At 64.9% G+C, this 23,085-nt stretch carries 18 protein-coding genes; 4 read left to right on the forward strand and 14 right to left on the reverse strand.

Annotated elements, in window-relative coordinates:
• Positions 1-25: 25 nt before the first annotated feature.
• Both VFZ97_07870 and VFZ97_07875 read right to left on the reverse strand, forming a co-directional pair.
• Entirely contained in the window at positions 26-1,030 is a 1,005-nt protein-coding gene (locus VFZ97_07870; GenBank protein ID HEX6393344.1) for a hypothetical protein, read from the reverse strand.
• A gap of 64 nt (positions 1,031-1,094) precedes the next feature.
• Complete coding sequence (locus VFZ97_07875; GenBank protein HEX6393345.1) at positions 1,095-3,326, reverse strand: glycoside hydrolase family 3 C-terminal domain-containing protein; 2,232 nt, start codon at positions 3,324-3,326, stop codon at positions 1,095-1,097.
• 109 nt (positions 3,327-3,435) lie between these two features.
• Here VFZ97_07875 and galK point away from each other — a divergent pair, with 109 nt between their 5' ends.
• From galK to VFZ97_07890, 3 genes are all read left to right on the forward strand, one after another.
• On the forward strand, positions 3,436-4,425 hold the full coding sequence (galK, locus tag VFZ97_07880; GenBank protein HEX6393346.1) for a galactokinase: 990 nt from the start codon (positions 3,436-3,438) through the stop codon (positions 4,423-4,425).
• Between the two features lie 114 nt (positions 4,426-4,539).
• Positions 4,540-5,436 (forward strand): VOC family protein, encoded by an 897-nt coding sequence (locus tag VFZ97_07885; protein HEX6393347.1) that lies wholly within the window; start codon positions 4,540-4,542, stop codon positions 5,434-5,436.
• 47 nt (positions 5,437-5,483) lie between these two features.
• The gene (locus VFZ97_07890) at positions 5,484-6,569 is read left to right on the forward strand and encodes a phosphotransferase (GenBank protein HEX6393348.1); all 1,086 of its coding nucleotides are present in this window, start codon (positions 5,484-5,486) and stop codon (positions 6,567-6,569) included.
• On the opposite strand, the gene VFZ97_07895 is transcribed toward VFZ97_07890, so the two are convergent.
• The 7 genes from VFZ97_07895 to VFZ97_07925 all read right to left on the reverse strand — a co-directional run bounded on the left by VFZ97_07895 (position 6,566) and on the right by VFZ97_07925 (position 12,868).
• Positions 6,566-7,009, reverse strand: a complete 444-nt coding sequence (locus VFZ97_07895; GenBank protein HEX6393349.1) for a nitroreductase family deazaflavin-dependent oxidoreductase — start codon at positions 7,007-7,009, stop codon at positions 6,566-6,568. The two genes, VFZ97_07890 and VFZ97_07895, sit on opposite strands and share 4 nt — an antisense overlap.
• Positions 7,010-7,022: 13 nt before the next feature.
• Positions 7,023-8,384 (reverse strand): ABC transporter substrate-binding protein, encoded by a 1,362-nt coding sequence (locus VFZ97_07900; protein ID HEX6393350.1) that lies wholly within the window; start codon positions 8,382-8,384, stop codon positions 7,023-7,025.
• 88 nt (positions 8,385-8,472) lie between these two features.
• Positions 8,473-9,255 carry an ABC transporter ATP-binding protein gene (locus VFZ97_07905; GenBank protein ID HEX6393351.1) on the reverse strand — a complete coding sequence of 261 codons (783 nt, stop codon included), beginning with the start codon at positions 9,253-9,255 and terminating at the stop codon, positions 8,473-8,475.
• A complete protein-coding gene (locus tag VFZ97_07910) occupies positions 9,252-9,974 on the reverse strand; it encodes an ABC transporter ATP-binding protein (protein ID HEX6393352.1) in 723 nt (240 codons plus the stop codon). Before VFZ97_07910 ends, VFZ97_07905 begins: the two co-directional genes overlap by 4 nt.
• Positions 9,961-11,886 (reverse strand): ABC transporter permease, encoded by a 1,926-nt coding sequence (locus tag VFZ97_07915; protein HEX6393353.1) that lies wholly within the window; start codon positions 11,884-11,886, stop codon positions 9,961-9,963. The genes VFZ97_07910 and VFZ97_07915 overlap by 14 nt, the downstream gene beginning before the upstream one ends.
• A 233-nt stretch (positions 11,887-12,119) precedes the next feature.
• Complete coding sequence (locus tag VFZ97_07920; GenBank protein ID HEX6393354.1) at positions 12,120-12,656, reverse strand: hypothetical protein; 537 nt, start codon at positions 12,654-12,656, stop codon at positions 12,120-12,122.
• Positions 12,657-12,709: 53 nt separating this feature from the next.
• Positions 12,710-12,868, reverse strand: a complete 159-nt coding sequence (locus VFZ97_07925) for a hypothetical protein (protein ID HEX6393355.1) — start codon at positions 12,866-12,868, stop codon at positions 12,710-12,712.
• 157 nt (positions 12,869-13,025) lie between these two features.
• Here VFZ97_07925 and VFZ97_07930 point away from each other — a divergent pair, with 157 nt between their 5' ends.
• Positions 13,026-14,765 carry a N,N-dimethylformamidase beta subunit family domain-containing protein gene (locus VFZ97_07930; protein HEX6393356.1) on the forward strand — a complete coding sequence of 580 codons (1,740 nt, stop codon included), beginning with the start codon at positions 13,026-13,028 and terminating at the stop codon, positions 14,763-14,765.
• A 77-nt stretch (positions 14,766-14,842) separates the two neighbouring features.
• On the opposite strand, the gene VFZ97_07935 is transcribed toward VFZ97_07930, so the two are convergent.
• The 5 genes from VFZ97_07935 to VFZ97_07955 form a co-directional block, all read right to left on the reverse strand.
• A complete protein-coding gene (locus VFZ97_07935) occupies positions 14,843-17,131 on the reverse strand; it encodes an arylsulfatase (GenBank protein ID HEX6393357.1) in 2,289 nt (762 codons plus the stop codon).
• A gap of 28 nt (positions 17,132-17,159) precedes the next feature.
• Complete coding sequence (locus tag VFZ97_07940; protein HEX6393358.1) at positions 17,160-18,578, reverse strand: trehalose-6-phosphate synthase; 1,419 nt, start codon at positions 18,576-18,578, stop codon at positions 17,160-17,162.
• Positions 18,579-18,618: 40 nt separating this feature from the next.
• Positions 18,619-19,851, reverse strand: coding sequence for a fumarylacetoacetase (gene fahA / locus VFZ97_07945; GenBank protein HEX6393359.1), 1,233 nt, complete (start codon positions 19,849-19,851; stop codon positions 18,619-18,621).
• 6 nt (positions 19,852-19,857) lie between these two features.
• Positions 19,858-22,011 carry an acyltransferase family protein gene (locus tag VFZ97_07950; protein ID HEX6393360.1) on the reverse strand — a complete coding sequence of 718 codons (2,154 nt, stop codon included), beginning with the start codon at positions 22,009-22,011 and terminating at the stop codon, positions 19,858-19,860.
• Between the two features lie 78 nt (positions 22,012-22,089).
• Complete coding sequence (locus VFZ97_07955) at positions 22,090-23,076, reverse strand: tyrosine-protein phosphatase (protein HEX6393361.1); 987 nt, start codon at positions 23,074-23,076, stop codon at positions 22,090-22,092.
• Positions 23,077-23,085: the final 9 nt, after the last annotated feature.

The raw sequence follows: 23,085 nt of genomic DNA on the forward strand, positions 1-23,085 counted from the left end.
CTTCGCTTGAATCCTCCGCCCGTTGCTACCAGACGGGATAGGCAGGCCGTGGAGCGTCCACGGCTCCGCGCGACAAGGTCGTCAGGTTCTCGTCGGCTGACGTCTTGGCCGCCGCCACCACGACCGTCGTGACGAGAACCGCCAGAGCCAGCACAGTGTCGAGCGCGAACCAACCGGTGAGTTTCATCGAGAGGGTGAACCCCAACTGCCGTGCCTGCGGTCCGCTCAAGCCCGCGATAGAGGGCGGGACCGCCTGGTCCACCTGAATCACCGCCGACGCGAACTGGGCGCCGAGCATGGTGAGGACCGCGCCTGTCGCTGCCACGGCAGCGCGGCGGTCCTTCCACATGAACAACGCAGCGAGGATCGGGATGGCGGCGATCGCCAGGGCCGACAGGACGTTGCCGATGACGATCTGCCACGGCTCTGCGAAGGCGTTTCCAAGGTTGAACGACACGGCACGGCCGGTGACTGCGCTGACGCCGGTGTAGTGATCCCACGCCGGCAGGAAGAACCCTGCGGTCGCAGTGCTGAGCGCCCCGACGCCCGCCAAGGTCGCCCAGCGGTTGAAACCCGAAGCCGGGGGGTCATCGAGCGCAGGCTGCCGGTTCGAGCGAACGGCCAGGACGGCGGTCGCAGCGCCGGCCGCTCCGACCACCCAGGCGGCTGTCATGATCCACAGTCCTGGGCCCGCCTGGCCGGTTCCGTACCGGAAGACCTGCCCGAGGTCGGACACCCGAAAGCCGAGTTCCCCGAGCGCTGCCCCGACCGCGAAAGCGGCCGCGATCCTCACCCACCTCGGCCCGGCAAGCCCGAAACCGAGAGCGGTCGCCCAAGCCGCGGCAACCACGGCGTAGAGAGCAGCCTGGTCAGCCTGGGAGGCGATCGACGCCGGCGAGCCCCCACTGAAGTAGTCAGGGAACATCGCCGCCACGTGCAGAATGACCGCTGCCAGCAGGAGAGCGCCGGCAGCTAGTTCGAGCTTGGAGGGATGTCTGCGCTGCTCGGAGACGGGGGTGCTTGCGTCCATGCACCCATTCTGGTCCGCTTTGGTGAACGGGGCCTGAGAAGGGCGCGATCAACTGGTTCGCTGGTTAACTGCCGGGGCCCGATGCGGGACCGAGTTGCGCGGCGCTTGGGTTCAGCGTGGAGTGGAGCGGCAGTCCGGCGGGATCGGAGCTGTCGCCGACGTAGACGTCATAGCGCCCTGCGCCGACGGACCATGTTCCGACGCTGCCCGGCGCTCCCGCCCAGGTGGCCAGGTCTCCCCTTGTGATCGCGAACCGTACCTGGGCCCGCTTGCCGGGTGCGAGCATGACCCGCTGAAATCCGCGGAGCTGGCGGGGTGGCTCACCCGTTGCTGGCGGGTACCCGACGTAGCACTGGGCGACGTCGGCGCCAGATCGCCGGCCTGTGTTCGTCACCGTCGCCGACACCGTGTACCCGCCGCGAGGTCCTGACGCGATGTGGAGCGCGCTGTAGCGGAAGCTGGTGTAACTGAGCCCGTAGCCGAAGGGGTACTGCGGCTTCGCGCCGGTCGCCTCGTACCAGCGGTAGCCGACGTTGAGACCCTCGTCGTAGTAGGTCGGGCCCCCGTTTCCGCCGAACTCCGCGGTCGATGCGTCGGGACGCGGGCCACCCGCGACCGGCCAGCTCACCGGCAGTTTGCCGCTGGGGCTGATCTGGCCGCTGAGCAGTTGGACGAGCGAGGTTCCGGCCGATTGACCCGGGTACCAGGTCTCCAGGACTGCCGCGACCGAGGACAGCCAGGGCATGTCGACCGGGGCTCCGGTCTCGAGAACGACAATCGTGCGCGGGTTCGCCGCGGCAACCGCGCGCACCAGGGCGTCCTGGTTCCCCGGCAGAGCCAACGAAAGCGCGTCAACTCCCTCGGCTTCGACGTCATGAACCACGACGATGGCGACGCTGGCCTCGCGGGCCAGCCTCGCCGCGACGGGGATAACCGCCCCATTGGTGTAGGCCACCCGAGACCCCGCGGCTTGAAGGGCGTCGAGTGCGGTCGTCGGATCGTCGGCCTTGACCCGCATCGCCCCGTAACCGGCCGGCATGGGGGTTCCGCCATTCGCACCGATCAGGGCAATCGTTCCCGTGCCGGGGAGAGACAGCGGGAGTAGGCCGTTGTTCTTCAGGAGAACGGCGCCCTCGTTGTCGGTCCGAAGAGCCACCGACTGGTCCGCCGCCGACGAGGCATCCGCATCGGGCCGAAGCGGGTGGGGCGCGGCGATGAGATCGAACTTGAACAACGTGGTGAGCAACGGCTTGACGAGGGCGTCGAGTTCAGGCCTGGGCAGTTGGCCGCCGGCCACTGCCGCGGCGATGTCGGCAGGTTGGTACAGCGGCGTGCACTTGACTTGCGACACCCCCGCCGCGAACGCGTCCGCCTGATTGAAGATCGACCCACAGTCTGAGCGAACAAAACCGGCGAATCCCCAGGCACCGCGCAGCTGGGTCTGCAGGAGCTGCTGAGATTGGCACGAGGGGGTTCCGTTGATGAGGTCATAGGCGCACATGACGCCGCCCGGGTGAGCCTGCTGAACCGAGGCTGACCAAGCGGGCAAGTAGATCTCGTGCAAGGCCTGGTCACCGACGATCGAGTCGTCTCGCAGGGTGCCGCGGCTGGTCTCCTGGTTGTAGGCGGCGTAGTGCTTTACCACCGCCACCACCCTCTGACTCTGGATGCCGTTGATAAGCGGTGTCGCCAGCGACGCGGTGAGGAACGGGTCCTCTCCAAGAGACTCGTAGGCCCTTCCCCACAACGGGCTCCGCTCGATGTTGATCGTCGGTGCCAGCGCCACGTCGACTCCGACGGCTGCGTCCTCGGACCCGATGACTTGCCCGTAGCTGCCCGCCAGCCCGGAGTCGAAAGCAGCAGCGTCGGCGATCGGTGCAGGCAACTGGGTCACACCGCCGAAGTGCCCGGCGGTGGTGCGCCATCCGCTTGCCACGCCTCCCGAGCCGTCCTGCTCGGTGATGGCGGGTATGCAAAGGGACGGGATCGCCGGGCTGAGGCCTTCGTACGGGTTGGCCGGGCTGCCTCCCCAGTAGAGGTGGAGGATCTTGGCCTCGTCGAGCGGGGAAATGGCCGCCATCAGCAAGGACGTCCGCTTCGGTGCAGACAGCTTCGAGTTGAGCCATGGACAAGCGGCGAGCTGGGTGGGGCTCGCCGAGGTGGCCAGGTCGGCGTCTCCGGCGGCCCGTCCGGAAACCGCGAAGAAAGCAGCGAGCAGCCCGATAGCTGCCCCAACGGCTCCGATCACCGGCGCGCGGCCGTGCCTCAACCCCCGCTCTATACCCGACCTAGTCATTGCTCCTCTATGACGAAGTGTGCCAGTAAGAGAAGTTCGTGTCTCGTCGCGTCGCTGAGAGACCTCTCAGGGACATGAATCTCTCAGGGACATGAATAACGTCGTTCCTATGCAGTCGGCGTTCGGACCCGGACGGGTGAACCTGATAGGCGATCACACCGATTACACCGGTGGGTTCGTACTTCCCATGGCGATCCAGTTCGGCACCACCGTCACCTTTGAGCCCGGTGGCGACCGGGTGATACTGCGGTCTGGCTATGAACCTGAACCCGCCGACCTTCCACTGAAAATCGAGAAACCGTCCTCGGTGAACCCGAAGTGGGCCCGCTACGTCGCCGGTGTCATCGCAGAGATCGAACCGGCAACAGGCGGCACCGGAACCGTCACCACGAACCTGCCGGTCGGCGAAGGCCTCGCATCCAGCGCCGCGCTCGAGGTGGCGACGGCGCTGGCGCTCGGTTATGCCGGTCCTCCCGACGACTTGGCGGTCACCTGCCAGCGCGCCGAACAGCGCGCCGTAGGAGTGCCGTGCGGGGTTATGGACCAGTTGGCGTCCGTGTCCGGGGTACCAGGACACGCGTTGTTGATCGACTGCTCCACCAACTCGGTGACCCCGATTCCGCTTCCCGGGGACTGCGAGGTCGTCGCGATAGCTTCAGGCGAGCCTCGTTCTCTGGACGGTTCGCGCTACGCCGAGAGGAGACTGGAGTGCGAGAAAGCGGCGTCGATGGTAGGGCCTCTCCGGGCAGCGGCCTTAGTTGACCTCGATTCGATACCCGACCGGGTGCTGCGCCGGCGGGCCCGACACGTTGTGACCGAAAACCAGAGGGTGCTCGACTTCGCAACCCACATTCGGCACGGCGAGCTCCGGGAGGCGGGTGCGTTGATGCATGAGAGCCACCGCTCTCTGCGGGACGACTTTGCTGTCTCCACCGCCGCTCTCGACGATCTCGTCGCTCGGCTGGTGAAAACTCCCGGCGTGTACGGTGCGCGGTTGACCGGGGCCGGCTTTGGGGGGTCTGTTGTGGCGTTGACCCGACCCGGTGTCCTATCTGAAGGCCTGCTGCTGAAGGCTTCAGCGGGTGCTCGGCTGGTATAACCGGGCTCGTGCCCGCGTTCCGTTCGCCGGGACGGGGCGGTTGGAGCGCTTTGACGCCAACCGTACGCTTCAACGCTGCCGGAACCGCCGGCGAGCGACCAAAGGAAGTGCCAGATGCCTGTTCGTTCACTCGGCTACCTGAGGATCGGCAGCGAAGACATCGAGGGGTGGCGCCGTTTCGCGGGCGAGTTCCTCGGCATGATGGAAGTGCGCGGCGACGACGCGGATGCCCTCTATTTCAGGATGGACGACTACCCGCCCCGGTTGGTCATCGCACCCTCAGCTCAGAATGGCGTAGAAGCGATCGGCTTGGAAGTGAGGGACGCCGCCGAGCTCGCAGAGCTGACCGAAGCGGTTGAGGCGACAGGAACGAAGGTCGCCCCGCTCGACGCGGTGGAGTGCCGCGACCGGCGGATTACCGAGGGGGTGAGGTTCGACGATCCCTCAGGGAACAAACTCGAGCTGTTCTGGGGCGTCGTGCTCAGCCACACCCCCGCACTGACTCCCAACGTGAGCGGCTTCGTGACCGGGAATCAGGGCATGGGCCATGTGGTGGTTACGGTGTCGGATGGAGCCGGCTCTTTCGACTTCTACACGAGGGTGCTCGGCTTCCGCGGGAGGAACACCTTGCGGCTTCCCGCGGCCCCGGCTGAAGACGGCAGCCCGCGCTTCGAAACGCTCTGGTTTCTCGGCTGCAACCCGCGACATCACACGGTCGGGATTCTGCCGATGGACGGTCCGGGACGCCTGGTCCACTTCATGGTCGAGGGGGCGTCGCTCGACGACGTAGGGCGCGCCTGGGACCGAGCCGAGAAGCTCAGTGTGCCGGTCATGCAGACGCTCGGGCGTCACACCAACGACCAAATGGTGTCCTTCTATGTGATCAGCCCCGGCGGGTTCGCGGTCGAGTTCGGTTACGACGGGCTTCAAGTCACCGAAGAGGTGCCCGTCTACGAGATCACCGAAGGTGCGTTCTGGGGCCACAAGTTCGTCAACTTCCCGAGTTTGTAACCAGGCCCGGACGGGGCCCCAACCTTCGCACCTGCCACACTGGCCCGGTGCTGAAGGCCCCCGGCTCGCTGGCCGAGTTGACCCCGGAGTTCATGACGGTCGCGCTTGGTCAACGCTTCCCCGGCGCGATCGTCGAGCGGGTCGAGACCGGAGCGGTGGGAAACGGAACGAACCGGCGGACCACCCTCCGGCTCTTCTATCGAAAGGGCGCCGGTCCTGATTCAGCGTTCGTGAAGATCCAGGGCCGTTTGTTCAATCGTTTGGCGTTGGTCGCCCTCCGGGCCTGGCAGGCGGAGGCGTTGCTCGCCGGATCCGGCGTGGACCTGCCGTTGGAGCATCCCGACTTCTTCGCGGCTGCTACCGACCGCTCGAGGTTCGGGTCCCTGGTCGTGATGGAGGACATAACTGCGCGCGGTGGCCGGGCCAACGACGCGACGACCGCCCTCACCGTGTCGGAGGTGGCCGATGGCCTGGCCGGCCTGGCTCGCCTGCACGCGGCGTTCTGGGATCGGCCGCTTCCTAGCAGCTTGAGGTTCCTCGAGCCTTGGCGGCTCGGGCGGGTATGGGCTCCCGTGTCACGGGCGAGCCTCGCTCACGGCCTGCGCCGCCTGCGACGCTCGGGGCGACCGGAATTGATTCCGCGCCAGGTTGACTCGGCGAACCTCGAAAGACAGTTCCGCGCAAGCGCCTATCTGGCTCAACTCGGCCCGCGAACCGTTCTTCACGGCGATCCCCACCCGGGAAACACCTATAGCCTGCCCGGCGAACGAATCGGGTTCTACGACTGGCAACTCGTCAGAACCGGCGACTGGTGTCATGACGTCGGCTATTTCCTGGCCGGCAGCCTCGGGGTAGAAGATCGCCGAGCGCACGAACAAGACCTTTTGAAGGGTTACCTCCAGGCGCTCAGATCGGGTGGGGTCCCGCCGCCCCGCTTTGACTCCGCGTGGGAGCGGTACCGGTCGACCCCGGCATTCGGGTTGGCTACCTGGCTGCACACATATTCAGCCGGCAGCTTCCAGCCGGAGTCGGTCTCCCTCGCGACCGTCGAGCGTTTCTCGGCGGCCTACTCGGACCTGGAGACGCACCAATCCGACGTTGCCCGGGAGGCGCCCCGGCGCCGGGTTGCCTAGCGGCGGGTGGCGACGAACACGGGGATTTCTCGATCGGTCTTGGACTGGTACTCCGCGTATGGCGGGTACGCCGCGACCGCCCGGTCCCACCAGACGCGCTTCTCGGCCCCGGTTACTTCCCGCGCTACCGCGTCGAATGGTTCCGGCCCGTCCTGGATAGTGAGCGCGGACGGGTCGGCCTTGACGTTGTAGTACCACACCGGGTTCTTCGGGGCGCCGCCGAGCGACGCAACCAATGCATACTCGCCATCGTGCTCCACGCGCATGAGAGCAAACTTCCGGATCTTGCCCGACTTGTTGCCGCGCGTGGTCACGATGACCACAGGTAAACCGGTGTCAAGAAGCGTGTTGGCCTTCTGACCGTTCGACGCCTCGTACTCCGCTACCTGGTCCCGCACCCACTGGTAGGCGCTCGGCTCGTATTCACCTTGGAGCGACATTGGCGGATGCTACCTACTTCAAGGCGCTTAGCGGCACGTCGTGATACGTCCCGTTGCACTCGAAGCCCGACTTCGGATCGATCCGAACCCACTCACCATGCTGGATGCCGGCGATGACCATGCAATGCGCCCCGAGTCGCTGCCCCGGGTTGAACGGTGCGGTCAGCCCACCCGATTCGAAGCTGGTGATTTCGCCCACCGCCTGGATAACGGAGGTCTGGGTGACCTGGGATCCGGCCTGGGACATTCCTTGCTCCAGCAACATCCCGGCGCCCCAAGCCGACACGCTGAAGATGCTCGCCGACTCCCCCGGATGGGCGTGGTCGAGCCAGGTTAGGAAGGTATTGACACCCGGGACCGTCGCCCGGTCGGTTCCCAGATAGAGGGAGTAGAGCAGCGGCGAGTACACCTCGTTGTTCGCGGCGTTGGGATCGCCTATCAGCTTCAGCAGATGCGCGTCGTAGCCGGCGGCGGAGATGATCGCATCAGGATGAAAGTTCTGCTGGTTGGCCTGCTGGATGAAGTTCGCATCCTGGCTGACCGCGTCGACACCGAGGTCGACGATCTTCACACCCAAAGACTTCATCCTGAGGATGTCGCTCGTGAAGTTCGTTTCGATCGGACCGATGACCCGGCTGTAAACGTACTTGTACCCGATCGACTCGGCGGTGAGATCTTCCTGCTTGCCGTTCGCCAGCGCGGCGCCCGGGATGAGAGTTGCCGCGTGGGTGATGTCCGACGGGAACTTGTCCTTGATCCATTGATATCCCGTTGTCGTGTACCCCGGCGGTGACGGCGTCGGGCTGAACACGTTAGGGAAGCCGTTGTAAAGAACCGGGTTGAGGATCGAGCCCTCGACGTCGACCAGGTTCGGGTTCGCCTTGAGAATCGCCTGGCCGCAGGACTCGTTGAGAGTGAACGTTCCCACCATTGCGAACACCTCGGTGCTCAACCGCTGAAGCTCCTGGGTGTAGGTATTGCAGTCGAACGCGTCGTCGACATGTATGACCTTGAGGGTGCGGCCCGCGATGCCCCCGTTGGCGTTGACGTAAGCGACGTAAGCGTCCAGACCGTCGTTGGCATCCTGGAACAAGCCCGGCACCGGACCTGAGGTCGTGGTGATCTGACCAATCGTGATAGTGCTCGCGGTAACACCAGGACCACTTATCGCGCCGCCGACCTTTGGTGGCGGGGGGATCGTCGATCCGGTTCCGGAGGAAGCGCCGGGGTTCGTAGCGGAGCTGGAGCCGGCAGAACTCGAGTTCTTCGTATTCGAGCTGCTGCACGCGCTCAAGCCAAGAGCCGCCACGCCTGCGACGGCCACCAACTGGGACCAATCTGGCAGCCGGGCCGTCCGTCGACTGTTGCGTTTCACCTTAAGGATCCCTTTCGTTGGTCGAGTGGTCTGGAACAGCGCGCGCGTATTCTCCACGCCGCGCGAAATGCGCCGAACTAACGTGCTCTCAGGTCGAGCCTCTGGCTACACGGTCGGTTCGCAGGTAGATATCGCCCGCAGCTTGGGCCACCTCCGCAGGTGTCCCGTGCAGCTCTATATGGCCTTGTGCCATCACCGCCGCCAGATCGGCAACCTTCAACGCGGTTTCGGCGAACTGCTCGACGAGGAGAATTGCGAATCCCTCGGCCGCGATCTGAGCCACCAGTTCGTAGAGCTCGGCGACGATCAAGGGAGCCAGTCCCATGGAGATCTCGTCGAGCAACAGCAACGCAGGGTTCGTGGAGAGTGCGCGGGACATCGCAAGCATCTGCTGCTCTCCGCCTGAAAGTGTGCCGGCGGTTTGCCGCCGGCGCTCTTTGAGAACCGGGAACCGCTGGTACGCGATGTCCTCGACCTCCGCCCTCCTCAACCCGCCGCGGTAAGTCCACATCCGCAGGTTCTCCGCAACAGTCAGGCTCGGGAAGATGCCCCGCCCCTCGGGAATGCTGCACAGGCCTTGACGAGCGAGCCGGTCGGGAGTCATGCCTGTGACGTTGGCGCCGGAAACCCACACCTCGCCGCGGGTGGGACGAAGGCGCCCGCTCGCCACCCTGAGGGTCGTCGACTTGCCCGCGCCATTGGGCCCGAGAAGAACGAACACCTGGCCCGCGGGGACCACGATGTCGACTTCGTGCAGGACCTCGACTCGCTCGTAGGCCGCGCTGACCCCCTTCAGCTCAAGGGCAGGCGCGGTCGACGCGTCCGGGTTGCGGCCGGCCGCGCCGGTCTCCTCGGTGGTCGTACTGGTCACGCGGCACCCATCGGGGCGGTCCCGAGATACGCGGCTTGGACCTCGGGGTCGGAACTGATCTGCTCAGGTGACCCTGAAGCGATCAGCCGGCCAAAATCGAGAACGTGGATCCGGGAACAGATCCGCATAACCAGGCCCATGTCGTGCTCGACAAGCAGCACCGCGACACCAAGCGAAGCAAGCTCGCTCAGAAGCCCGCCGAGCCGGTCGCTCTCGGTGCTGTTCAGCCCCGCAGACGGCTCGTCGAGGAGCAGCACCTTCGGCTCGCAAGCCAGCGCTCGGGCGAGCTCCAGCAGTCGCGCCGTTCCGGTTGGGAGAATGTCGGCCTGCGCGCCGGCGACCTGCGATAGGCCCAGGCGGTCGAGAAGCTGATCCGCAAGTTGCCTCGCCCTGCGCCCGTGAGCTCCCCGGCTTTCGAGGGCGACCAGGACGTTGTCCACGACGGAGAGCGAACCGAACAGCTCGAGTCGCTGGAACGTCCTTCCGAGACCAAGCCGAGCTCTTGCCGTAGGGCCGAGCTGGGTGATGTCTTTCGAGCCGAAGAGGACACGGCCACTGGTCGGGCGCTGCAATCCCGTGATCACGTTGAAGGTCGTTGTCTTCCCGGCGCCGTTCGGTCCTATCAACCCGGTGACCATCGCCTCGGCAATATCCAGCTCGAGTGAGTCGATCGCCCTGAGCCCCCCGAAGTTGACCGACACGCTGTCAACCCGCAGCATGGCTCAACCTTCCCTCCGTGCCGGGAATGCCTTCATCGCTGGTCACGATCTCCGGTGCAGCGGCTCTACGGTCTCTCCACCTTTGAAGCAGCGTGTTCCCACCGAACGTCCCCTCCGGGTTCTGCGAGACTCCGATCGCGGCGAGACCGACCAGCAGAGGGACGACGTCCCTCGGTTGGGTGAGGTGCTGCTGTAGCAGCGGCCCCAATGCGAAGAGGATCCCGGCGATGAGCATCCCACCGATCGTGCGGATCCCCCAGGCGACTGCGAGGAGCAGGAGCGTCAGGCTGATCAGGAATGTGAAATCGTTCGGTGCCACCGCGCCTTGGGCCCCGCCGTAAAGCGCACCGCCAAGTCCGGCGACCGCTGCGGAGAGCGTGAAGACGGCCAGTTTCGTCCGGGTCATTCCAATGCCGAGGGTCACGCACGCGCTCGGGCTGTCATTGACGGCGATGAGCCGGCGGCCGAATCGCGAGCGTCTGACCGCGAGCAGACCGACCGCCAGAATCGCAAAGACCGCCGACAGCAGGATCAGATATGAGCCGTTGCTCTTGAACGACACGCCCGGCACGTGAGGTCGAGCGACTGGAAGGGACAGCGAGACGCCGAAAACGCGGATGTTGTTGAAGAACGCGTTGTCCATCCCATACGCAAACGCGAGAGTCGCCAAGGCCAGATAAAGGCCTCGCAGCCGTAACGCCGGCAAGGCCACCAGGGCGCCAACGGCTGCCGCCAGCCCGACCGCGGCGAGCAGGCCGAGTAAGGAGCCGCCCGTCCCGCCGACCTTGCTCATTGCGAATGCGCCGAGTCCGGCGAAGGTCAACTGGCACAACGAAACCTGTCCCCCGTAGCCGGTGAGCAACGCGATCGAGAGCATGATGATCGCGAGTGCTACACCTCGGTTGGCGTAGCTCAGATTGCTGGGTGAGAGCGTCATCGAAACGACCACGGCAACGCCGACGAAGAGCGCCGCGGTCACGAACGACTCCCTGGGTCCGACCACACGAGGTGCGCGAACACGAACCCGGCGGGCCAGGCTGGCGCGGGTCTGAGGAAGTACGAGAATCACCACGAGCAGGAACAGCATCGGGATTACCTGCTCGATATACGTCCAGATGTCCCCCACGGGCAGGTAGCCGACCGCGTACGACTGGGTCAGCCCCAGGGCTATGGCGCCGACAAAGGTAAGCGGGAGGCTGCGCAAGCGACCGACCATCGCCGCGGCATAGCCGTTGATCACAAGCAACGTCAGGTTGGTGATGTCGAGGTTGACCAGGGGCGCGATGAGGATTCCCGCGAGGGAGGCCAGTGCGCACCCCATCGCCCAACCGAGCTGCGCGTAACGAGCGGGCCTAGCCCCGGTTAGCGCGGACAGCTCCCGGTCGTCGACGACCGCTCTGGTCGCGATCCCCGGCCGGGTGCGGTAGAAGAAGAGCCGCAAACCGATCGCCGCGAGCGCCGCCAGCCCGACGATGATGAGCTGGTGCCACGTGAGCACGACTCCGCCGATGCTCACCTGCTTCCCGTTGAAGAACTGCGGCACCCTGCGGCTGACCCGCGGATCCCACACAACCGTGGCGATGGCAATGCCGAGCAGCAGGAGCGCGATGGTGACTGTGAGGCGCGCTTCGAGCGCAGCGCTTTCGAGCCGGCGGACGATCAACCGCTCTATAGCCGCGCCGAGCACGGGCGTCAGGACGAACACCACCAGCACGAACGAGAGCCAGGTCGACCATCCGAAGCTTTGAGAGAACTGCCAGTAGAGGAAGGCGCCGATCATCCCTATCGCGCCTTGGGCGAAGTTGAAGATGCCTGATGTCGTGTAGGTAACGACGAGCCCCATCGCAGTCAGGGCGTATACACACCCGTAGGTGGCGATGCCTGCGACAGTGAGCGACAGGAATTGCGACATAGTCCAACCGGTTCCTTACTGGTCCCCCCAGGGTTGGCCGAACACTACAACGCAGTTCCATCGGCATGCGCGCACCTGTCCCGTCCAACGGGAGTGTCAAATTTCGGACAAATGCCTTTATTTCCGGGCTTTCTGGTCAAGCAATGACCATGCCCGCGCGATCACATACGTGCAGAAAACTAGAACCGGTTTCTGATTGGTGGGGGCGTGATCCTTCAGTCGATCACAGTCGATCAGACCGTGGTCGCCCGGTGCCCCCGAGTGTCCCCGTAACGGCGGGTGAACCCCCAGTAGATCGGCGAAACCATCGCGGTGATCATCAGGATCGCTCCGATGACGATCAGGAAGGTCGCGTAGCCGCTGCCGATGCCGAGCGAGTGGAAGAACGTCGAGGGCTGCGCGACGACGATAATGCCGAAGACGAGCCCAAGGATCCCGAGAAAGCTCATCCCGGCGCGCCCAGCACCGGGAATCGACCCGACTGCCAACAGCAAGGCGCCGTAAGCGAGCTCGAGGTAACCCATGAGCTGAGTTTGGGTCGACCCGGCGACGTCCACGTGCTCACTGGTCAACCGCTTGAAATCGACGCCGGTTCGAGCGATGGCAATACCGCCCAAGACCAAGAAGACGATGCCCAGGATTATCGACACAAGCTGGGCAGGGCTCCAGGGTTGACGTTCAACCGCAAGTGACCGTGTGGACCGGTATCCGAACTGGCTCTGTTGGACACCCGTGGGAGGGATGTCGGTAGGTGGGTAACGCTCTGTCATCAGCGGCTTCTCCTCCTATTTGACCTATATGTGCTCTCGCATGAAAGTGGCACCTACCAGTGGTACCAGCGTGATCCTTCCCCGCTGCGGAAGGCGAAACCTGCGACCCATGCGACCAGGAAGATCGCCGCGAGGATCCACAGCAGGTGGGCAGCAAATCCCAGCCCAAAGAACAGCAATGTCAGCAGTAGGACAAGCAGAATTAAGCCCATTAGCGGGATGTTTCCTTTCCGAATAACCCCTGGTGGATTCGTACCCCACTAGGGGCAACCGCCGACATTTGATATACCCCGCAGGTGGAGGCGATCAAACCGGTCAACACGGGCGGGTGTCCCCTCGCCAGAACATCCCCGTGGGATAATGCCTCGATTGTCCCGCTACAGGCCGAAGCACAGCGCCCGCGCTAGGGAGCGGGAACATTACGACAGGCTCGTCAAGCTGGCGCAGCCGCTTCCCGGGGCGCGTCGACGCCGCTTTGTCCTAGCGGGCTCGGCTCTCGCAGCCGCCGCACTGGCCGCGACCGGTCTTGAACTCTTCCCGGGGCACGTTGAGCACGCCTCGTCTTCTGGAGCATCCGCGGGGAAAGTCGGCGTCGTCCAAGCGGCTCCTTCATCTCCTGCGATGGTCGAGTCACTCGCTGCGCAACTTGGTTTCAGTCCGTCCTCGAGCGCCGGCTGGGTATCGGCAGAGAACGCCAAGGCCGGCGCATCTCAATGGCGGCTCACCAAACCGGCCACCGCGGGCCAGATCGAGGGTTACGCCGGATCTGTGAGCGTCCGAGTGGGCGATCCCGTCAACCTGTACATCTCGACGACCGCACCGACCTTCCAAGTCGAAGCGTTCCGCATGGGCTACTACGGAGGTGCACTCGGTCACCCGGTTTGGTCCACCGGTCCGGTCGCTGGGGTCAAACAGCCCTCCTGCCCCTTGAGCAAGACCACCAAGACGGTGTCCTGCTCGTGGACCGATCCGCTGACCGTCTTCACCGCCGGTTGGGTCCAAGGTGACTACCTGTTCAAGCTCACCACCTCAAACGGATGGCAGAGCCACATTCCGCTGACGGTGCGGGACGACTCGAGTCGCTCGGCCTACCTGGTGAACAACAGCGTCGCTACCTGGCAGGCATACAACCTTTACGGGGGCTACGACCTTTACGCCGGGCCCACGGAAAAGGGGCGCACCGGTTTGGCTGCGCGATCACGGGTTGTGTCGTTCGACCGTCCCTACTCGCTCGGGTACGGCGGTGGGGATTTCGTCGGCCTCGAGCTCCCGATGGTGTCAATGATGGAGTCGCTGGGACTGGACGTCAGTTACACGACCGACATCGATTTGAGTCAAAGGCCGGAGACCCTGCTTCGGCATCGTTCGTTCATCTCGCTGGGCCATGACGAGTATTGGACGTTGAGCATGCGCAACGGCGTCACGGCCGCCCGAGACGCCGGAGTGAACCTGGTGTTCCTCGGGGCCAACGCCGCATACAGGCACATCCGTCTCGAGCCCTCTCAGCTCGGTCCAGACCGAGAACTAATCGATTACAAGGACCCTCATGCGGACCCGCTTCTCGGGGAGGACAACGCCGACGTCACCCCGTGGGCCTGGAGAGACTGGCCGAACAACGAGCCGGAGAGCCTCCTTCTCGGCGAGATGTGGCAGTGCAATCCGGTGCAGGCCGACATGGTGGTGACGTCGCCAAACGAGTGGCTCTTCAACGGAACCGGGCTGGTGAGCGGCGCGCACATCAACGGCGTGGTCGGGCCCGAGTACGACCACTTCGACCCGTACGCCCCGAACCCCGGGAACGTCTCCGTCGTCGCTCGTTCGCCTGTCCGGTGCGGTGGGCATCGAGAGGAGGCGGACATGACCTACTACAGCGCTCAATCCGGTGCGGGTGTTTGGGATACCGGCACGATCGACTGGGTCGGCTCGATCGTGCCCTACTGCGCCACCTGCACCAACCAAGGCGTGGTAACCAAGATCACGACCAACGTCCTGGCCGCCTTCGGAGCCGGACCCGCCGGAACCGCTCATCCATCGGCCGCCAATGTCCTCCGTACCGGTAAGGCGCCCACGTCGACGACGACGCTCAATTTGTCCAGCGGAGCCGACTGACCAGGCTCATCCGCCGGCGGCGGTGTGCGAGCGACCGCCGCCAAGACCATTGCTCGGGTTAAAAGGCCATCGCTCGGTTAATCCGCCGCAGTCGCCGTTCGGATTGCCTCCTGCGGATCCCGGCGCGTTCCGGACCTCCCACTGCGAACGCGCACCTCATGAAGCCGCCCTCGAAATGGGAACGGGGGTCGATAGTCGTCGCTCACCGGTAGCCCCCGGTCGCGCCCTACGAGCATTCCTCCACCGGCTGTCGAAACAGCAGGGAAGACCGCCGGACCCGGGTGATGTCCGCTCGCAACCGGCTCTCCGTCGACGAGAAGGGACAGGTTGTGTTCGCCCGGCGTCGCGGCTCGGAACTCGACCGAAATGGTGCGCAAGCCGACGGGAACCACGGCATCGCTTGCGAGGCGCGTCGTGTGACCGAACGAGACCATGGTCGTTAGCGGCTTACCTTCCAGAAGGTAGAGGGCCCATCCCTCGTTGAGGTCGCCGAAAGCACAAAGGACTCCGTCGACAATCTCCCCGGGATCAAGCTCGACGGTGGCAACTACCGAGAAGCCGCCGACCAGCGAAGGCATCACGCCTTCATAAACAGGACCGGTTCCAGGCCGGTAGACCGCCTCCTGGGGTTGAAGGAACTCCGATGGGTGGACTGCACTCAGCGATTGAGGGCCTTCGTAAAGCGGGAGCACTTGGTTCCTGCCGGCCTCTGCCCACCAAATATCCTTCAGCTCCTCGACTTTCGCGGGATGCTCAGCCGACAAGTCGATCGCTTCGGCGAAATCCTCGTCAAGGTTGAACAGCGCCCAGTGGTCGTCGTCGAAGTCATGGCTGCCCTCGATGTGCGCGCGCTCGTTGAACATGGGCGAGACATAATCGGTCGTCGCCTTCCAACCGCGGTGGTAGATGCCGCGTGAACCGTGCATCTCGAAGTACTGCGTCGTCCTGGGATCCGGCGCCGCAGGGTCCGAGAAGGTTTCACCAATGCTCGCGCCGTCGATTCGCTGCTGAACAACTCCGTCGACGTGCTCGGGAGCTTCGAGCCCGGCGGCTTCGAGAACGGTCGGATACAGGTCGATGGCGTGACAGAACTGCGGGCGAACTCCACCTGGCTCGGTAACGCGGTCCGGCCAGCGGACGATCAGGGGTGTACGAACTCCGCCGAGCCACGCATAACGCTTCCACAGCTGCAGAGGCGTGTTGCCAGCCCAAGCCCATCCGAACGGATAGTGGTTGAAAGCCCGATGCCCCCCGATCTCCTCGATGCGTCCAAGGGCTTCCGCCACAGTCTCGGGCTGCCCCAGCCACGCGGCGGGCTCGTTCAAGGTGCCGGTCTGGCTGCCCTCCGCGCTGGCTCCGTTGTCGGAAAGGACCATGACGAGGGTTTGGTCGAGCGTTTCGATGTCGCGTAGGGACGCCAAGAGCCTGCCTATCTGCGCGTCCGCGTGAGTCACGAAGCCGGCGAACACCTCCATGTAGCGGGAGAACAACCGCCGTTCCTCGGCTGCAAGTTGACCCCAGTCGGGGATCCACGGCGGGCGGGCGGTCAGTCTCGTGTCCGATGGAACGACGCCCTCTCTCTTCTGGCGCTCGAAGATGTCAAATCGGACGGCCTCCCAACCCCCGTCGAACAAGCCTCGGTACGAATCGCTCCACTGTGGCGGAACTTGGTGCGGTGCATGCGCGGCACCGAAAGCCAGATAACAGAAGAACGGTTTCGCCGGAGTCGCCTGCCTCTGATCGAGGATCATCCGGATCGCCTCGTCGACCAGGTCCTCGCTCAGGTGGTAGCCGTCGTCTGGGGCACGGGGAGGATCGACGAGGGTGTTGTCACGGCACAACTCTGGCGCCCACTGGTTGGTCTCTGCCCCCAGAAAGCCGTAGTAACGCTCGAACCCCATGCCCAGCGGCCAGCGGGTCATGGGTCCGGATGCGGAGTACTCGCCTCGCGGGCAAAGGTGCCATTTCCCGACTGCGATGGTGCTGTATCCGTTGTCTCGGAGGACCCTGGCGAGCGTCGCCGCTGAGGCGGGGATCCTTCCGGTGTAGCCGGGATAACCCAGCGGGGTTTCCATCGTCATACCGACTCCGACGGCATGATGGTTTCTGCCTGTAAGAAGCGCTGCCCGTGTCGACGAGCAGATCGAAGTCACGTGGAAGCGGTTGTAGCGCAAGCCCTCGGAGGCGAGACGGTCCACGTGCGGCGTGAGTATCGGCGACCCGAAACAACCGAGCTGCGCGAATCCGATGTCATCTAGCACGATCATCAGAACGTTGGGGGCGCCCGAGGGAGGCCTCGGGTACGGCACGAAACTGGGCTGTGTCTCGCTCATGCGCCGGCCGGTTGGAACGGGACGCGTCCTCATGCTGGCTCCTTCTCCGCTGGCGAAGCGGCTACTGGCGGCCCTCCGCAACCATTTCGAGAGCCCCGAGGAACGTAGCCGCCCAGTGGTGGACGTCGTCCTCGAAAACACGCCGGCGCATCGCCCGGATGCGACGCGATGCCTCGGATGGGCTTTGGTTCGCGGCCCGCAGGATCGCCTCCTTCGTGCCGTCGATGTCCCAAGGGTTGACGAGGTAAGCCTGCCGGAGCTCGTCTGCCGCTCCTGTGAACTCGGACAGGACGAGCGCTCCCGACTCGTCGTACCGGCAGGACACGTACTCCTTGGCGACGAGATTCATTCCGTCGCGCAGCGGAGTCACCAGCATCAAATCTGCAGCAAGGTAGAGCGCTGCCATCTCCTCCCTGGGGAACGATTGGTGGAGGTAGTGGACCGCGGGACGCCCTACCTGGCCGTGGTCGCCGTTGATCCGGCCCACGAAGGACTCCACCTCCTCGCGCAGGCGCTGATACTCCTCTACGCGCTCTCGGCTGGGGCTGGCGACCTGGATGAGCGCCGCGGTCGGGGGCCGGAGGTATCCCTCGTCAAGTAGCTCACCGAAGGCCCTCAGGCGGTGTGAGATCCCTTTGGTGTAGTCGAGCCGGTCGATTCCTAGCAGCACCACGTCCGGATTGCCGAGATCCTCACGTATCCGCTTGGCCCTCGCCGCGCTTTCGGGACAACGGGCGAGCTTGTCGAGACCTGCGCTGTCGATCGAAATCGGAAACGCGCCCGCACGGAGCTGCCTCCCTCCCACCTCGATTATCGAACCCCTTGTTGATACGTCCGAGTGGACCCGCGCGGACCGGAGGAAGTTGGCCGCGTCGTCGCGTCGCTGGAAGCCGAGCAGGTCGGCGCCGAGCAACCCTTCGATCACTTGAGTTCGCCACGGCAGCCGGGCGTAGATCTCGTATCCCGGGAAGGGGATGTGGTTGAACCAGCCAATCCGTACATCCGGCCGGACACGACGAAGCATCGCCGGAACCAACTGGAGCTGGTAGTCGTGAACCCAGACTGTCGCATTCTGCTTGGCGACTGACGACGTCACCTCGGCAAAGCGGCGGTTGACCCGAACGTAGGCGTCCCACCACCTGCGCTCGAACAGCGGCCTGCCGGTCACATCGTGGTAGAGGGGCCACAACGTCGAGTTGGAAAATCCTTCGTAGTAATCGACGACGTCGTTGCTGCTGAGCGTGACCGGAACCAGATCGAATCCTTCGGCACTGAACCGGTCGAGCTCCTCGTCAGCGGATCCGGACCATCCGACCCACGTTCCGCCGCTTCTTTGCAGTATGGGCGCGAGCGCGCTCACCAGACCGCCGGGTGATGCCCTCCATTCCGCGGGCTTACCCGGACTCGGGGTGTCGATCCTCTCGACCGGCAGGCGGTTGGCCACCACCACAAGGGACCCGTCCGACCGGACCGGCAGCATGGGTCCCACCCTACCCAGTGGCCAATGCGGTTCTGTCCGGTCAGTCGTGACGGGGGCTCTCGACCCGACCGCGAACCTCGCCGAGGCCCAGGGTGCCGCCATCGGATGCGGGGGCGGTCGCCGATATAACGACTTCGTCGCCGTCAACGAGGTAGCTGCGGACGGAACCATCGGGAAGCTGGAAGGGCTGGGCGCCGCCCCAGCTCATTTCGAGGAACGAGCCGTATTGATCACGGGTGGGCCCGCTGACGGTTCCAGAGCCGAAGATGTCACCCGATCGAACCGCCGCGCCGTTGCTCGTCATGTGAGCGAGTTGCTGTGCGGCGGTCCAGTACATGGAGGAAAAAGGAGGCCGGGAAAGCGGGAACCCGTTCACCGCCACTTGCAACGTGATGTCGAACCCCCATGGGTGATCCCGGTCATCCAAGTACGGAAGCGGGGTAGGAACGCGTGCCGGTGGCTCGGTCCTGGCCGCTTCGAGAGCTGCTATCGGGACCACCCAACCCGAGATCGACGTCAGGAAGGACTTCCCGAGGAACGGACCGAGCGGGACGTACTCCCAGGCCTGTATGTCACGGGCAGACCAGTCGTTGAGGATCACGACCCCGAAGACGTGGTCGGCGAAGGATGAAATGGGGACCGGATGGCCCAACCGACTCGGGACTCCCACGATGAAGCCGAGCTCGGCCTCGATGTCCAGGGCGGCGGAAGGCCGGAACAACGGGCCTTCTCCGTTCGCTTGTCGCACCTGCCCCCACGGGCGGATCACTGGGCTACCCGACACGACGATCGTCCCCGCCCTCCCGTGGTAACCCACCGGAAGGTGTTTCCACTGCGGCGACAAAGGCTCGCTTCCAGGACGAAGGATCCGACCGGCGTTGATGGCGTGGTGCTCCGACGAGTAGAAGTCGACGTAGTCTCCGGCGTCGATCGGTAGGTGAAGGGTCACGCCCTCCAGGGGATACAGGTGGGGCTCGACCACGGCACGCAGACGCTCGTCGGTGAACCAACCCGTGATCCCATCGCGAACCGCCTTCCAGACCTGGGGTCCCGCTGACATCAACGGGTTGATGACGGCACCCCCGACGACGTCGGCAAACGGTGCGTTGGTTGCGCGCGCCACCGCCGCGAGGTCGAGCACTTGATCGCCTATCGCCACTCCGACAGCTCGATCCTTAGCTCTCGCCCCGACACTGAACGACCCGTACGGCAAGTTCGCTAGGGGAAAGGGGGAGCCGTCCCGCACGGGCAGCCAGCTCCGGCGTGGGTGCATCCGCGGTCAGCCGGGAAGAGCGGCCTTGAGCTGCGCCGCGATGGCCGGACCGAGGAATGCCGAGTAGGTAGCGGTGATGTGGTTGTCATCACGCCAGATCTCGAGATTGCCGACGATCGTCCCGCAGATCGAGTTCGCGCAGAACCACGGAAGAGTGTTGACGTACGACCCGCCGGCTGATCGGACCACTGCCTGTTCGGCTGACAGTCCGGTCAGATCAACCACCGAGTCCTCCGGCTCGGAACACTGGTTTGCGTAAGCGAGGTGGGCCGACAGGCACTGCGGCACGAGGAACGCCGGCTTGGGGATCGGGCCGATGACGACCACCTTCGAGCCGAGGTGGGTTATGTCCGAGACCATCTGCTCCAAGCCCTTCAGCCATGGCTGCTGGTAAGGCGTGAAACCGTATGTGGACGCGTAATGGCGAGCCACCCCGAGAACGACGATGGCGGGGTGGACCTGGGCTATCCGCTGAAACACCGTTTGACGCCATGATTCGCACTCGGTGAAGTTCCGACCGAGCACGGGGCTAAGAAGAGGTAGTTGGATCGGCGGGCACGTCGCCTTGGTCCAATTGTAGAGCTCCCAACCATTTTGGTTGGCCGCGCCGTCGAGAGCCGGGAACCACATGGCGGCGTGAGAGTCCCCGAACAGAACGACGCTGGTGGCCGACGTTGTGCTCCCGAACGCGCAGCTTCTTACTGCGGCGTCGAGATAGCTGTCCATGCAACCGTCGTAGAACACGGGCGGGTCATCGTGGTGCGCGTGCGCGAGGGTTGGCTGCAGGTTCGACGGAACGTCGGGGCGCCGCAGCGAATCGGTCAGTTGCGCGTTTATCTGCGAGTTGACAGTGTTGACCAGACTCTGGCGCGGATCCACCGTCACCGACGGCGAAGAGAAACGACTCTGCTGAATCACCGCTAACGGTGCTGTTCCGTGACCCGACGGCGTCGGGACGGTGGTCGCAGCGATCAGGCATGCGACCGCACCCCCGGCGCTCAGAGCCCCACCGGTGAGCAGGCTCCTCCTCGACACGGCCGCCAGCCACGCGGACGCCCTTGCCGGGCTTTCCACCAGCAGGAAGGAGAAGACCGCGACCACGCCACTCAGCAGGGCGATGAGGAGGTTCTCGGCGAGGTTGAGCGGATGGCCCACCAGATCCGGGGCGAGAACCAGGAACGGCCAGTGCCACAGGTACCAGGAATACGACACCCGGCCGACGAACCGCATCGGGGGCCTGCCGAGGACCCGCGCCGGGCCGGCTCGAGGGATCGTCCCTGCCGCGATAACGGCAGCGGTTCCCAGCACCGGAGCCAGGGCCGCCGTACCGGGAAACGGCGTGGAACCGCCGATGAACAAGAAAGAGCCGATCACGGTTGCGAGCCCGACCCAGCCGACTGCGTTCGCGATAGCCCTGGGAATCGCCCCGACCGCCGGCGCGGCGAGAGCCAGCAACCCGCCGACCCCCAATTCCCAGGCTCGGGTTGGCAGGGAGAAGAACGCCCAGGGTTGATTCGCGTGGGTCAACCAAACCGACAACGCGCAGGAACCGACGGTGAGGCAGCCGAGGGCTGCTACGGCGGTGACCGAGTCGGGCCGGCGTCGCTCTCCGGCGCGCGTGCGCTGCCAGACCAACGAACCGACGATCAGGAGCAAGGGCCACAGCAGGTAGAACTGCTCCTCGACGCCCAGGGACCAGTAGTGCTGAAAGGGGGAGGGAGGTCCGCCGGCGTTCAGATAGTTGGTCTGCTGGAACGCGAACCGGTAGTTACCGACGTACAACGCGCTGGCGATGCCGTCCTTTGATGCCGCCGGAACCGATAGCGGCGGAAGCAGGAGACGCGATGCGACTGCCGTCGCGATGATCGCAAGGATGGACGCCGGAAGCAGGCGCCTTGCTCTCCGTGCATAGAAGCGCCGGAGGGAGATCCTTCCGTCTCTACGAAGCTCGGCCCACAAGAGCCCCGTGATCAGGTATCCCGACACGACGTAGAAGACGTCGACTCCGGAGAAGCCCCCTCTGAGCAAACCGACGTGGGCGTGGTAGAGGACGACGCCCAGCACTGCGACGGCCCGGAGACCTTCTACGTCGGGGCGGAACCGCTCGCGGGGCCTCCTCGGTGTGGTCGTCTCCCGGTTGCAATGCAGATACGCCTCCAAGCTCGCCGGCAGCGATGGGGCGGGAGAAGCCTCAAACGCTGATCTCCGACGTTACCCGAGGGCCCGTCGGGGACGGCTTCATTCGGTGAGGCGACTCCTCAGCCGATCCAACGCTGGCGCCTTCATCCCGGCCGTGGTCAGCAGGTATACATCGACTCCGCCGTAGGCGACGTCGAGCTCTTCGAGCGCCTTCTCCATCGCCCACCTCGGCGTCGTCAACACTCCGGCCGCAGCTTCTGGGGACATGCCGTACTCGATCAGCCTTTGGAAAGTGGGCTCTTGCTCGGTTCGCCGGCGGTAGCGACCGGTCAGCTCGTAGTCGTCGAGGATGGTCTCGCGCTCGACTCCGAGGGCTTCGAGCAGGAGAGCCGCGACCAGACCGGTCCGGTCTTTGCCGGCGTGGCAGTGAAATACGGCCGGCAAGCGCTGCTCCTCCGTGAGACCCGTGAACAGCTCCCCTATCTGCTCCGCGGCGTGCTTGATCAAGCCGGCGTAGAGCTCGAACAGAAAAATCTCGCCTGCCGCACTCGTCGCGGCGGGCGGCGGTGGCGGGGGGATTTCCTCGGGCGAGCGACCAACGATCGTCAGCGCCCGTGACGGCACCGGGTTCGGGCGCTCGTCGCGCTCGACGTCGCTGCGCAGGTCGTACACGGCTCTCATGCCGAGCTCCTGGTACAGCGCCAGGTCGTCACGGGACATGCCGTGGAGAGCGTCGGCTCGGAAGACCTGTCCCCAGCGGACCGACCTCCCTGTTCCGGTGCTGTAACCCCCCAAGTCACGGAAGTTGGAGATTCCTTCGAAGGCGATCCGCCGGTCCGCGGAGACCACGGCAGCCCCACCATCGTGAGGGGACACCGACACAAATGTTCGACGGCTTGCGGAGCGCTCGAGACGCAGCTCGGTTTGGCTCGCAGGGACAGTGAAGTGGTGTTGGTGGTCGATCCAATTGGGCGTCGGGCCGGTGGCGACATCGACCGCCGCAGGCCCGCCTTGCAGCTCCCACCGGACGAGGAGATCGCCGCCGACCTCAGTTTCGACGTCGACTCGAACCACCGTCGTCCGCACAGAGGGGAC

This window comes from Acidimicrobiales bacterium, assembly GCA_036378675.1.
Taxonomy (GTDB): domain Bacteria; phylum Actinomycetota; class Acidimicrobiia; order Acidimicrobiales; family Palsa-688; genus DASUWA01.